The organism is Neobacillus sp. PS2-9, assembly GCF_030915525.1.
Classification (GTDB): domain Bacteria; phylum Bacillota; class Bacilli; order Bacillales; family Cytobacillaceae; genus Neobacillus.
The window spans coordinates 2566046-2579680 of sequence record NZ_CP133269.1 but is presented as its reverse complement, the minus strand read 5'-3'; the positions used below and the strand labels follow the sequence as shown (position 1 = coordinate 2579680).

Here is a 13635-nt window from a genome sequence, read left to right as displayed (position 1 = left end):
AAGTATTTTCTATTCTTACAATATAGGAGAGATGTAAATGGTAGAAAAAACTCACCCTTACTGGCCAACACAATTACCCGCTAAACTAACTTATTTACAGGGAGAAAAGCCCCTCGTTGATTACTTGGAACAACATGCCAAACAGACACCTAATGAAACAGCCTACATTTTTTACGGTACGAGGATTTCTTGGAGTGCACTTTCGAATCAGGTACAGCGATTTGCACACTATTTACATAGGATGGGTGTGAAGAAGGGGAGTTGTGTAGCCCTTTATATGCAAAACTGCCCTCAATATATTATTGCTCATTTTGCTATACAAAAATTAGGCGGAATGGTAGTTCCTTTGAATCCTATGTTTAAAGAGAATGAATTAGCATACTTTTTAGAGGAAGCACCAATTGAAGGAATCATTTCAGGTTCAGAAGGGTATCCCCTAGTGAAAAAAGCTATAGAAAAAACCCACCCATTACAATTTACTGTTACCACAAATTATTATGATTTCCTCCCAGAACAGCCCGAATGGAAGTTTCCAGAAGAATTCCTATTATCCAAACAACATTTCACTGAAACAGATGACTTTTGCGAAATTCTCCAAAATGAATCACCTTATGAAGGCAAAGAAACGATTGATATATGGAATGATGTTGGATTAATCGTTTTTACCTCAGGCACAACCGGCAGGCCGAAAGGTGCCATGTTAACTTACGGAAATGCACTATTCAAAACAGCTGCCTCTATGCAAGCAAATGGAATGGGGGAAAAGGATGTTTTATTAGCTAGTGCCCCGTTATGTCATATTGCTGGTATGGTCATGGGACTTAATAGTCCCGTATACACAGGGCGACCATGTGTTTTATTCACTCGTTTTGATCCTCTTGCCACCGTTGAAGCCATTGAAAAAGAACGGATAACGTATTGGTATAGCATCGCCCCTATGAATTGGGCCATTTTACAACTTCCAACCATCAAGGATAAAAATCTTTCCAGTTTAAAAACGAATTTGGCAACAAGCTTTGGTGTCCAAGTGACTGCAGAATTAGCGGATAATTGGCGTACTCTGACAAATGGATGTAGCCTCTTTGAAGCAGCCTACGGTCTTAGTGAGACACACACCTGTGATACCTTTATGCCAATAGATAAAATTAAGTATGGATCCTGTGGAATTTCCATTTATGAAACACAAATACGGATTTTGAGCCTTGAAACAGGCGAGGAACAACCGGTAGGTAAAGAGGGAGAAATTGTTATTAAAAACCCTGGTGTATTTAAAGGGTATTTAAACAGACCTGATGCTACCTCAGAGACACTACAGGACGGTTGGGTTCATACAGGAGATATAGGATATCTTGACGATGAGGGTTATTTATATTTCCTTGGTCGGGTAAAGGAAATGATAAAAAGTTCGGGTTACAGTATTTTTCCTGAGGATGTTGAAGCACTACTAAACCTCCATCCTGCTATTAGACAATCCGCAGTCATTGGTGTTCCTGATCCTTTAAAAGGTGAAGTGGTGAAAGCGTTTGTTGTTTTACATGATAGAGAAAAAGTGAAATTTACAGCTGCAGACCTCATTGCATGGGCAAAAGAGACGATGGCTGCCTATAAATATCCCCGCTATATAGAAATCATTGACCAACTTCCCGCAACACCTTCTGGGAAGGTACTTCGAAAATTACTAAAAGAGGAGTAGGAGAGCGAAACATGGATACTTTAAAGCAACTTACTGATGATCTGCTGGCCAAGAAGGAAGCCGCTCTTTTAGGTGGAGGACTCGAAAAAATAGCCGCACAACATAATCGGGGACTGCTGACAGCGAGGGAGAGAATAAATAAATTAACGGATGCAGGGACCTTTATGGAACTCGGTATGCTTAATACTTCTGATGTAAAAGGAACTGAACATAAAAGCTATGGAGATGGCCTCATTACAGGGGTAGGTAAAATAAACGGCAGACCTGCGATTATTCAAGCAGGGGACAAGACTGTATTCGCCGGTACAGAAGGCAATGTCCATATTCGTAAATCAAAGAGTATACATGAATTTGCAGTGAAAAACGGCCTACCTATTTTCTCTCTTCATGAAGGTGGAGGCTTACGGATGCCTGATGGAATGGGGTCTGATGGAATAAGCGATAAATTGTTTCCGCGTGAAATGCTTACCCTTCATCGCCAAGTTCCGACCATGACGGCTATTCTTGGTGATAGCTTTGGCGGTCCTACCTGGGCCGCAGTATCTTCTGATTTCGTTACTCAGCTTCAAGGGACATGTATGGCTATTGCTGGCCCGCGAATGCTTGAACTTGCAAATGGTCAAAAATTAACTCCGGAGGAATTAGGAGGAGTTGATATTCATCATAAATTTACGGGTCAAATTGATGAGGATGGCAGTACAGAAGATGAATGCATTGAGCAGTTAAAAAACTTCTTTTCTTACATGCCACAGCATGCAGGTGAACGGCCGAAAATGAGACAAACGAACGATGATCCCTATCGTCTGGTTGAAGAAGTATTTACTATTTTGCCTCAGCAAAACAATCGTGTATATGATATGAAGAAAATAATTGAAGTGCTCGTTGATGATGGGGTTACCTTTGAGTATCAAAGAAAATTTGGTAAAGGACTCATTACAACTTTTGCTCACTTAAATGGACATTGTGTGGGTATCGTTGCTAACCAGCCAAATCAGTATGCTGGTGCACCAGGACCACAGGAATGTCAAAAAGCAACGGAGTTTATTTGTTTATGTGATTCCTACCATATTCCGCTTATTTTCCTCCATGATACACCTGGTTTTCGAATCAGCAGTGAAGCGGAGAAAGCAAAAATGCCGACAAAAATCATGGTTTGGAACCAGGCATTGGCGCTAGCAACTGTACCTAAAATATCCGTTGTGATTCGAAAAAGTATTGGTGCTGCTTACGGGAATATGTGCGGCCCAGGAATGGGAGGAGATTTAGTCGTCGCCTGGCCGACAGCAGAGATTAATTTTACCGGACCAGAAGTTGGAGTCAACGTAGTTTTTGGGAGAGAACTTGCTCGCGCTGAAAATCCAAAAGAGGAAAGGCAGAAGCTATTAGAGCTATGGTCCTTTGACAGCTCACCATATAAAGCTGCAGCCAAGCATTTAATTGACGATGTGATACACCCCAGTGAAACGAGAAAATTTCTCTGTCAATCCCTCGATTATCTGCTCACTTCTAAGCGTGAAAAAAGTGAACGGCTGTTGTCGGCGTGGCCAACCGGTATATAAAGTGAAAAGGAACCTGTCCATGATATGGATAGGTTCCTTTTTGTTCAAGATTAAGTCATTTATTTTTTCTTTTTTGCTCTTTGGCAACCATTTTAATTACTTTATAACCCGGTTTCAATTTGATCTTTTTTGTTTCCTTGTCTGTTACTACTTGGTACATTGTATATTTTCGAGGTACATGTTCTAATCGATCAATTTTCTTAATCGTTTCTTTATGAAAATATTTGTGTATTTTCCTCATTTGCTTTTCTTGATTTTCGCCGTAAAAGAATTCATAGGCAAGCTTGAATAGGAAAATAAACACGAAACCAATAAGAAGTGTATAAATAAGAGAATACTTAAATGACAAAGTTGACATCCTTTCTTTGAAACAATCTGTTTGCTTAATTAGATGATTATAACGTAATGGTAGTCGTAAATGAAATGAACAATATTCCAAATGTAGGTTTAATGCTTAAATAAGTGCTATTTAGATAGGGTATCTTAAAAAAGTATAAAAATATTTTCATCTTTTGTCCTCTAGGTATGAACAATAAGTTAGTTTTATGATAAAGTATGGATAGAAATCCTTTGATTACGCTGTTTAACAGCTATCTATTGTCCATTCCACGCGGACAAATGTTTTTTAAGGAAAAATAATATAACCTACGAACGCAAATAGGGGGAATTGAGCATGTCCAGTACGATTTTGGAGCAATTTTTAAATGAAAACCTAGAGGATTTAAAAGGGAAGGGTTTATACAATGTCATTGACCCACTTGAAAGTCCCAACGGCCCATTAATTACGATAAATGGCAGAGAGCTTGTCAATCTTTCTTCCAATAACTATTTAGGTTTAGCAACCGATGAACGATTAAAAAAGGCAGCAGCTGATGCGATCGAAAAATTTGGTGTCGGTGCTGGTGCGGTCCGGACCATCAACGGGACACTTAAACTTCATGTTGAATTAGAAGAAAAATTAGCAGAATTCAAGCATACTGAAGCAGCAATTGCTTACCAATCCGGTTTTAATTGTAATATGGCAGCTATTTCTGCTGTAATGGATAAAAATGACGCCATTTTATCTGATGAATTAAACCACGCCTCTATTATAGATGGTTGCCGCCTTTCTAGAGCAAAAATTATTCGTGTCAACCACTCTGACATGGAAGATTTACGTGCAAAGGCCAAAGAAGCGAAAGAGTCCGGCCTCTATAATAAAATCATGGTAATTACTGATGGTGTGTTCTCTATGGACGGGGATATCGCTTTATTACCTGAAATTGTAAAAATTGCAGAAGAATTCGATTTGATTACATATGTAGATGATGCCCATGGCTCCGGTGTCCTTGGTGAGGGGGCTGGAACAGTTAAGCATTTTGGCCTTTCTGATAAAATAGATTTCCAAATTGGGACACTATCCAAAGCAATTGGTGTTGTTGGCGGATATGTGGCTGGGAAGAAGAATTTAATTGACTGGTTAAAGGTTCGTAGTCGCCCATTCTTATTCTCTACTTCTCTAACTCCTGCAGATGTTGCCGCAAGTAAGAAGTCCATTGAAATCTTAATGGAAAGTACGGAACTTAACGAAAAGCTTTGGGAAAATGGTAACTATTTGAAAAAAGGGTTAAAAGAATTAGGCTTCAATATCGGCAACAGTGAAACCCCAATCACTCCATGTATCATCGGGGACGAAGCACTTACTCAACAATTCAGCAAACGTTTGAATGAAGAAGGTGTATATGCAAAGGCGATTGTATTCCCAACTGTACCAAAAGGAACAGGGCGTGTTCGGAATATGCCAACTGCTGCCCATACAAAAGAAATGCTCGATCGAGCTATTGCGATTTATGAGAAGGTCGGCAAGGAAATGGGCGTTATTTAATAAGTGAATATGAACGGAACCTTTAGGTATTAGGTGACGTAGCTATAAAGGAAGACAGAATTACTTAGCAAAAGTGAAGAGGACGGAGAAACAATGAAGCGTATTTTAATTACAGGTGCCTTAGGACAAATTGGTTCAGAATTAACCTTAAAACTAAGAGACATATACGGAGCAGATAACGTTATTGCTACAGATATCAAGAAGAATGACAGCGAGGCAGCAAATAGCGGACCGTTTGAAACGGTAGATGTAACAGATTTAAACAAAATGGTGGAAACAGCAAAAAAATACCAAGTAGACACAGTGATGCATTTAGCGGCACTTCTTTCAGCAACCGCGGAAGCAAAGCCGGTATTTGCTTGGAACTTGAATATGGGCGGTCTAATGAACGCATTAGAAACAGCTAGAGAACTTAATGCTCAATTCTTTACACCAAGTTCTATTGGAGCATTTGGCCCAACTACACCTAAAGACAGTACACCACAGGACACGATTATGCGTCCAACCACCATGTATGGTGTCAATAAGGTAGCAGGAGAATTGTTATCGGATTATTATTATCACAAGTTTGGTGTTGATACTCGTGGCTTACGTTTCCCAGGATTAATTTCTTATGTGGCTCTTCCTGGTGGAGGTACAACGGATTATGCGGTCGAGATCTATTATGAAGCCATTAAAAATGGTAAGTATACTTCCTATATTGATAAAGGCACATATATGGATATGATGTACATGCCTGATGCCTTAAATGCTATTGTTAATTTAATGGAAGCAGATCCTTCTAAGTTGATTCACCGCAATTCATTTAACGTAACAGCCATGAGCTTTGACCCTGAGGAGATCGCAACTAGTATTGCTAAGTATATCCCTGGCTTCGAAATTTCATATAATGTTGATCCAGCCCGTCAAAGTATTGCGGATAGTTGGCCAAATTCGATTGATGCAACAGCTGCTAAAAATGAATGGGGCTTTACTTACGAGTATGATTTAGACAAAATGACAAGAGATATGATTGAAAAACTGCGTCAAAAACTGTAAAAGTGGAATCCTGAGTCTAGAATGGCTCAGGATTTTTTTATCGATATGGGTATTGGCTCATTTTTATTGGAGATTGGCTCATTTTTTTGTAAGAATGGCCGATTTTCAAGTTGTATTGGCTCGTTTTTTACATTGATTGGCTCATTTTTCTCTAGCTTTGACATTTTTACCATAATTCGGAATAAATACACGATAAAAAAACAGCGAAGCATAAGCACTTCGCTGTTATCTTTTTACATAAATCAATTTATCTTTTTTCTCGGTCACGCGACCGATAATGGCTGCATGTGACAAGCCTTTTGCATGGAGATCATCAACGTATGTTTGCGCTTCCTCTTCGCCCATTGAAATAAGTAAACCACCAGAAGTAATTGCATCACACAGAACAAGCTGCTCCTCAGGGAGAATCCCATCCTCATAAACAACATCGTCGATTAACCATTTATGATTTGATTTGGATCCACCTGGTACCACACCGTCCTTCGCTAACTGCAAAGTACCTTTTAGCATAGGAACGTGACTATTGGTGATTTCAAAGCTCACATCACTTCCACGAGCCATTTCACTGCCATGACCCAATAGCCCGAAACCGGTAATGTCAGTAACGGAATGCGGCTGATAATTGGTTAGAACCTCTGAAGCAGTCTTATTCAACATCGCCATTGTTTCCGTAACAATTTGTTCTTGCTCATCTGTAACTACACTTCTTTTGATTCCGGTTGTCAAAATTCCTACACCAATTGGCTTCGTTAATACAAGGACGTCACCAGGTTTAGCTCCGACATTTTTCCAAACCTTATCAGGATGTACAATTCCAGTTACCGATAGACCGAATTTAGGTTCTTGGTCATCGATTGAATGGCCGCCAACAGTAATCGCGCCAGCCTCTTTCACCTTATCGGCAGCACCACGTAGGATCTCTGAAAGCATTGCGGCTCCTAGTTTTTTAATGGGAAAACCAACAATATTTAAGACCGTTTTAGGCTGTCCGCCCATGGCATAGACATCGCTTAATGCGTTTGCAGCGGTAATTTGCCCGAACATATAAGGATCATCCACAATAGGAGTAAAATAGTCTACGGTCTGTATAAGTGCAATTGAATCAGTTAACTTATATACTCCAGCGTCATCAGACGTATCCAGCCCCACTAATAATTCGGGAACAGGTTCTTGTTTAGGTAACAGACGCAAAACTTGCGCCAGGTCCTCAGGACCAATTTTGCAGCCTCAACCAGCTTTTGTTGATAAAGAGGTTAGGCGAATTTTTTCTTGCTCACTCAACATGTCCACCTCCATTCTCATAGTATAACTCTTTAGTAATAAATCCGCACTTAAAAGAGACAAAAGATTTGCGATGGAATAGGGGATGGGGTAAAATAATTCTACTATATAGATAGAGGAAATGTGGAGGTTTACAAGATGAAGAACTATCATGTCGTCGTTGAATTTTGCATGCAATGAAACTACGCACCAAAAGCCGCGAGTTTCGCGGAAGAGTTGTTTAACCATTTTTATCGAAATATACAAAAACTTGAACTAATCCCAAGCTCAGGTGGGGCATTTGAAGTAACAGTTGATGGAGAAAAAATATACTCCAAGCTGGATACAGGAATTTTTCCTGATACAGATGAAATCATTCAGATAATGGAATCTAAATAATAAAAAAGAGGCCGACTCCATGGTTTATGAGTCGGCCTCTTTTATCGACGATAATTGTATTATGTTAACTTATCTTTAAAAAATAATTGCCTCTTTAAGCTTAAGGCAAGGTAATAAATCTATTCTTCCCAACACCATTCTTTGTTTTTGATATAAAAATCTCTAAAATACCATTTGTAAAGGTGGCGAAGACCTCTTGTTTTATCACTAAAAAAGGAAAATCGATACTTCGCAACTTTTTGGAGTGGTTTTCTGAAGGGGGATATTTTGTAGCAGTGATACATAATTTACTTTGTTCAATATATACTTTAATCTCTGATGCATCATATTCACTTAACAGCGCTTCAACAATCCATTCCTTTTCCGTCTCATAAAGATCGATACGGAATTGAGTTTGATCTTGATAAGATGTTAGTGGATCCAAAAAATAGTTTTCAAGCCATTTTTCTACTAACTCATAATCAAAGGATTGATTTTGAGTTTGTCTTTTTTTAGTCATAATTAAACCCCCTTGCTCGTTTCATTTTATTCATTGGTCCTTAAAATGTGAAACTCCTATGGTATAATGGGGCAAAAGATGGATGAATGAAGGAGTTTTTAAGGTGAAACAATGGTTACGTTCCATTCCTGCAGTGCATGAACTTCAAAATCATGAGAGGTTTTTACATCTCCTTAAAGTAAGCCAGTTGGATTCTGCTCAGCTTACAAAACAATTAAAAGAAGTACTCGATGATATAAGAACTGCTCTAATAGAGGATAGATGGCCAGGTTCTATTCCTGGAACAAACTCTTTTATAGATGATTTATTTCTCATTTTGGAAAATAAATTAGAAAAACAATTTTCCTTTACTATAGAAAAAGTAATTAATGCAACGGGGACTATCCTACATACCAATCTTGGCAGGGCAAGATTAAGCGAGAATGCCATCAATCATGTCGTTGAAACCGCTCGGAATTACTCCAATCTTGAGTATATGTTAAAAGAAGGGGAAAGAGGTTCACGTCACAGTCATGTTGAAGCACTTATTAAGGAAATTACCGATGCAGAGGCAGCAATGGTTGTAAATAACAATGCCTCCGCTGTTTATCTTGTTCTAAGAGCACTAGCGAAAAATAAAGAGGTCATCGTTTCAAGGGGACAGCTTGTTGAAATTGGTGGATCCTTTAGAATTTCATCTATTATGGAGGAAAGCGGTGCAATCTTAAAAGAAGTAGGGACAACCAATAAGACACATCTTTTTGATTACGAAGATGCGATTACTTCTGAGACAGCGATCATTATGAAGGTCCATACGAGTAATTTTAAGGTGATTGGCTTTACAAAGTCTGTGGAAACAGAGGAACTTATTGCACTATCGAAAAGCCATGAAGATGCTATTTTTTATGAGGACTTAGGTAGTGGGGCCCTCTATGACTTCAGAAAACATGGAATCGGAGAAGAACCGGTTGTAAAAGAGGTCATCGAAATGGGGGCAGATATTGTTACTTTTAGTGGCGATAAGCTTCTTGGTGGTCCGCAAGCAGGCATAATTGCTGGCAAGAAAGAAATCATTGATAAATTGAAGAAACATCAGTTAGCACGGGTGGTTCGAGTCGATAAGATGACTTTAGCAGCGCTTGAGGGTACACTAATTGATTATGCACGAGGTGAAAATGCCATGCGAAATATTCCGGTCATTCGTGATTTATTAGTTTCTATTAATGAATTAGACGAAAGATGCCATTGTTTTGTTACCAGATTGTTACAAAGGACAAAGAGATATGAGACAAAAATTTTCAAAGACATTAGTCAAGTAGGTGGGGGAACCATGCCTGATGTCGAGTTGCCAACATGGGTAATCGCCCTTAAACATGATACCTTTACAGCCGAACAGCTTGGCAGAAAATTAAGAACGGAATGCAAGCCAGCTATTGTAGGACGAATCCAAAAAGATGAGTTTATTATTGACCTTAGAACCGTAACAGTTGAAGAAGAAAACAACTTGTTAGATGCCTTAGTAAATGTTGACCCCTCTTAAAAAAGAGGGGTTTATTTTATAAATCACATATCATGGTGTGTATTATGTTTTGCACGGGTATGGTTGCGATTCTTTACTTTATGAGAACCGCTTAATGGTTCTGGCTGCCCCGATTGTTTTGGTGCATTTTTCCTCATATCTTTGCCATCGTTTTTGTTCATTTTTCATCCCTCCTACATATTAGGATGCAAGGATTAAGTCTTTTTATGCTGAATAAATTTTGTTCTTCTGTGCAATTTAACGGTAAACAAAATTAAGGAGTGAAAAAGACAATGCAGAAATATCCTTACAACAAGGACAAGCAACAGGCATTTCAGGCAGCACAGCAAGGATATGAAGAGGTTCAAGGATTTTTTAATCAAATTGTAAATGATAGTGCCAATTATGGCCACCAACTAAAGCATCTAAAGAACGAAGTAAATGAAGCATATCAGCAAATTGAGAATGCTCTGGAAGTTGCATCTGAACATCAACGTGCACAATTAGAGCGATTCCAGCAAGATTTACAAAGTATTGTAGCCGAAGTAAATCAGACTGAATAAGGCATTAAACAAAAAAGGGTCTCGTCCCACTGCTTCAGTGGACGAGACCCCTTTTTTATTGATTTTTCTTCCGCTTTTTATTGTTCATCTTTTCTTTTACACTTAATCCTTGTTCACTTGCTAGTTCCTCATTAAATCCGGCACCATTTCCTTGTCCCTTAGCAGCATTGGCACCAGGAATGACATGGTTTGACTTGCGTTTCGCCATCTTTTACTCACCTCCTGATAGTGTTACTATTTCCTTTAGACCTTGAAAAATGACAATCAATTGGTTTTTTGAGATAATATTAACGAAAAATTTGATTTTCACGATTTCTGAATTCACTTTTGACCAATAAGATTTTCGAAATATTCCGAACAAAATACATAAAAAAACATAAGAAAAACTTATCAATCACAATAACTTTCTTGTTATTTACTTATGTAAAAGGTTGTATTAAGATTAGAATTGTGAGAAAAGTGAAGATGGATGGGAAAATTCAAACTTTTCGACTTTTCATTAAACTTGTATTATGATGACGAACGAGGGGGTTTTTACACATGGTAAAAAATGATGTATTTAATGCGCGTTCTTCCTTTGAAGTAAACGGCAAACGCTACCACTATTACCGTTTAGCAGCATTGGAAGAAGCAGGCATTGGTAATGTTACCAAATTGCCTTATTCTGTAAAAGTATTACTTGAATCTGTTTTACGCCAATATGATGGCCGTGTAATCACAAAAGAGCATGTTGAAAACTTAGCAAAATGGGGAACAGCAGAGCTTAAAGAGGTGGATGTACCATTTAAGCCTTCACGTGTTATCCTCCAAGACTTCACTGGTGTTCCAGCAGTAGTAGACCTTGCTTCTTTAAGAAAAGCGATGGCTGACCTTGGTGGAGATCCAGATAAAATCAACCCTGAAAAAACAGTTGATCTTGTTATTGACCACTCTGTACAAGTTGATGCATATGGTTCAGCTGATTCATTAAAAGTAAACATGGATCTTGAATTCGAACGTAACGCAGAGCGCTACCAATTCTTAAGCTGGGCTCAAAAATCATTCAATAACTACCGTGCAGTTCCACCAGCAACTGGTATCGTTCACCAAGTAAACCTTGAATACTTAGCAGACGTTGTTCACGTTGCTGAAACTGACGGCGAACTTGAAGCATACCCAGATACATTAGTAGGAACTGATTCACATACTACCATGATTAACGGTCTTGGTGTTCTAGGATGGGGCGTAGGTGGTATCGAAGCAGAAGCAGGAATGCTTGGACAGCCTTCATATTTCCCTGTTCCTGAAGTTGTTGGTGTTAAGTTAACCGGTGAACTTCCAAACGGTGCAACCGCTACTGACTTAGCATTAAAAGTAACTCAAGTACTTCGCAGTAATGGAGTAGTTGGTAAATTTGTTGAATTCTTTGGACCTGGTGTATCCGTACTTCCACTTGCAGACCGTGCAACTATTGCCAACATGGCCCCTGAATATGGTGCTACTTGCGGTTTCTTCCCGGTTGACGGTGAAGCAATTGAGTACTTACGCTTAACTGGCCGTGAAGAAGAACAAATTCATGTTGTTGAACAGTACTGCAAAGCAAATAGCTTGTTCTTTGATGCATCTTTTGAACCTGTTTATTCAAATGTGGTTGAAATTGATCTTTCAGTAATTGAACCAAATCTTTCTGGTCCTAAGCGTCCTCAAGATTTAATTCCACTTTCAAAAATGAAAGAGGAATTCACAAAAGCTGTTTCTGCACCACAAGGAAACCAAGGTTTCGGTTTACATGCTGACGAACTTGCAAAAGAAGCAACAATTAAATTCAATAACGGTGATGAAGCCGCCATTAAAACAGGTGCAGTTGCGATTGCTTCTATCACTAGCTGTACAAATACTTCCAACCCATATGTTCTTGTTGGAGCAGGACTTGTTGCGAAGAAGGCTGTTGAGCTTGGAATGGAAGTTCCTAAATTTGTAAAAACTTCTTTAGCACCTGGTTCAAAGGTTGTAACTGGATACCTTCGTGATTCTGGATTACTTCCATATTTAGAACAAATTGGTTTTAACCTTGTTGGTTACGGCTGTACAACATGTATCGGTAACTCCGGTCCATTAAAAGAAGAAATCGAAAAAACTATCGCTGAAAACGATCTTTTAGTTACATCTGTTCTTTCAGGTAACCGTAACTTTGAAGGCCGTATTCACCCGCTTGTAAAAGCTAACTACCTTGCTTCACCACCACTTGTGGTTGCATATGCTCTTGCTGGTACAGTGAATATTGATTTCGGCTCTGAAGCAATTGGTAAAGATAAAGACGGTAACGATGTATTCTTCAAGGATATTTGGCCATCAACTGCTGAAGTAAATGATGTTGTTAAACGTACTGTCACTCCTGAATTATTCCGTAGAGAATACGAGAATGTGTTCGGTGATAACGAACGTTGGAACGAAATTAAAACTAGCAATGAGCCATTATACACTTGGGATGAAGATTCAACTTATATTGCTAACCCACCATTCTTTGAAGGTTTATCACCAGAACCTGGTACGGTTGAACCTTTAGCAGGACTTCGTGTTGTTGGTAAGTTCGGTGACTCTGTTACAACGGACCACATTTCACCTGCAGGAGCAATTGGTAAAAATACTCCAGCTGGTAAATACCTATTAGAAAAAGGCGTTCAACCACGTGACTTTAACTCTTACGGCTCACGTCGTGGTAACCACGAAGTTATGATGCGTGGAACGTTTGCAAACATTCGTATCCGTAACCAAATCGCACCTGGTACAGAAGGTGGTTTCACAACTTACTGGCCAACAGGCGAAGTTACTTCTATTTACGATGCTTGCATGAAGTACAAAGAAAATGGCACTGGACTAATGGTTCTTGCTGGTAAAGATTACGGAATGGGTTCATCTCGTGACTGGGCTGCTAAGGGAACAAATCTTTTAGGTATTAAAACTGTCCTTGCAGAAAGCTTCGAGCGTATCCACCGTTCTAACTTAGTATTAATGGGTGTGCTTCCACTTCAATTCAAGGATGGCGATAGCGCTGAAACTCTTGGATTAACTGGTAAAGAGACATTTGAAGTACAAGTAGACGAAAATGTAAGACCACGTGATCTCCTAAAAGTTACAGCTACTGACGAAGCTGGTAACAAGAAAGAATTCGAAGTTCTTGTTCGTTTCGATTCTGAAGTTGAAATTGACTACTACCGTCACGGTGGAATTCTACCAATGGTTCTACGTGAAAAATTACAAGCTTAATTTAGTTTTAAAGATA

13 protein-coding genes are annotated in these 13635 nt (G+C 39.0%); 8 read left to right on the top strand and 5 right to left on the bottom strand.

Features of this window, described 5'->3' with window-relative positions; all coding sequences use genetic code 11:
* The first annotated feature begins 37 nt into the window (after positions 1-37).
* Together RCG25_RS13005 and RCG25_RS13000 are read left to right on the top strand one after the other, a co-directional pair.
* Positions 38-1693, top strand: a complete 1656-nt coding sequence (locus RCG25_RS13005) for a class I adenylate-forming enzyme family protein (RefSeq protein ID WP_308084049.1) — start codon at positions 38-40, stop codon at positions 1691-1693.
* A gap of 11 nt (positions 1694-1704) precedes the next feature.
* Positions 1705-3252 (top strand): acyl-CoA carboxylase subunit beta, encoded by a 1548-nt coding sequence (locus tag RCG25_RS13000; protein WP_308084048.1) that lies wholly within the window; start codon positions 1705-1707, stop codon positions 3250-3252.
* Between the two features lie 55 nt (positions 3253-3307).
* On the opposite strand, the gene RCG25_RS12995 is transcribed toward RCG25_RS13000, so the two are convergent.
* A complete protein-coding gene (locus RCG25_RS12995; protein WP_308084047.1) occupies positions 3308-3601 on the bottom strand; it encodes a hypothetical protein in 294 nt (97 codons plus the stop codon).
* A 324-nt stretch (positions 3602-3925) separates the two neighbouring features.
* Between RCG25_RS12995 and RCG25_RS12990 the strand changes: the two genes are divergently transcribed.
* Both RCG25_RS12990 and RCG25_RS12985 read left to right on the top strand, forming a co-directional pair.
* Complete coding sequence (locus RCG25_RS12990; RefSeq protein WP_308084046.1) at positions 3926-5116, top strand: glycine C-acetyltransferase; 1191 nt, start codon at positions 3926-3928, stop codon at positions 5114-5116.
* A 93-nt stretch (positions 5117-5209) separates the two neighbouring features.
* Complete coding sequence (locus tag RCG25_RS12985; protein WP_308084045.1) at positions 5210-6154, top strand: L-threonine 3-dehydrogenase; 945 nt, start codon at positions 5210-5212, stop codon at positions 6152-6154.
* A gap of 225 nt (positions 6155-6379) precedes the next feature.
* Here RCG25_RS12985 and selD read toward each other — a convergent pair whose 3' ends face one another.
* Complete coding sequence (gene selD, locus RCG25_RS12980) at positions 6380-7438, bottom strand: selenide, water dikinase SelD (RefSeq protein ID WP_374121052.1); 1059 nt, start codon at positions 7436-7438, stop codon at positions 6380-6382.
* Between the two features lie 135 nt (positions 7439-7573).
* On the opposite strand from selD, the gene RCG25_RS12975 reads away from it, so the two are divergent.
* Positions 7574-7813: an Rdx family protein gene (locus tag RCG25_RS12975; RefSeq protein WP_374121051.1), complete on the top strand. Its 240-nt coding sequence runs from the start codon at positions 7574-7576 to the stop codon at positions 7811-7813.
* A 100-nt stretch (positions 7814-7913) separates the two neighbouring features.
* On the opposite strand, the gene RCG25_RS12970 is transcribed toward RCG25_RS12975, so the two are convergent.
* Entirely contained in the window at positions 7914-8312 is a 399-nt protein-coding gene (locus RCG25_RS12970) for an Hsp20/alpha crystallin family protein (protein WP_308084044.1), read from the bottom strand.
* A gap of 103 nt (positions 8313-8415) precedes the next feature.
* On the opposite strand from RCG25_RS12970, the gene selA reads away from it, so the two are divergent.
* Entirely contained in the window at positions 8416-9831 is a 1416-nt protein-coding gene (selA, locus tag RCG25_RS12965; RefSeq protein ID WP_308084043.1) for an L-seryl-tRNA(Sec) selenium transferase, read from the top strand.
* 23 nt (positions 9832-9854) lie between these two features.
* Here selA and RCG25_RS12960 read toward each other — a convergent pair whose 3' ends face one another.
* On the bottom strand, positions 9855-9992 hold the full coding sequence (locus RCG25_RS12960) for a small acid-soluble spore protein P (protein WP_088087701.1): 138 nt from the start codon (positions 9990-9992) through the stop codon (positions 9855-9857).
* Positions 9993-10103: 111 nt separating this feature from the next.
* Between RCG25_RS12960 and RCG25_RS12955 the strand changes: the two genes are divergently transcribed.
* Positions 10104-10373: a hypothetical protein gene (locus RCG25_RS12955; RefSeq protein ID WP_308084042.1), complete on the top strand. Its 270-nt coding sequence runs from the start codon at positions 10104-10106 to the stop codon at positions 10371-10373.
* Positions 10374-10428: 55 nt separating this feature from the next.
* Here the strand turns inward: RCG25_RS12955 and sspO are convergent, their stop codons facing one another.
* A complete protein-coding gene (gene sspO / locus RCG25_RS12950) occupies positions 10429-10581 on the bottom strand; it encodes a small acid-soluble spore protein SspO (RefSeq protein ID WP_307287702.1) in 153 nt (50 codons plus the stop codon).
* A gap of 332 nt (positions 10582-10913) precedes the next feature.
* On the opposite strand from sspO, the gene acnA reads away from it, so the two are divergent.
* The gene (acnA, locus tag RCG25_RS12945) at positions 10914-13619 is read left to right on the top strand and encodes an aconitate hydratase AcnA (protein ID WP_308084041.1); all 2706 of its coding nucleotides are present in this window, start codon (positions 10914-10916) and stop codon (positions 13617-13619) included.
* Positions 13620-13635 lie beyond the last annotated feature (16 nt).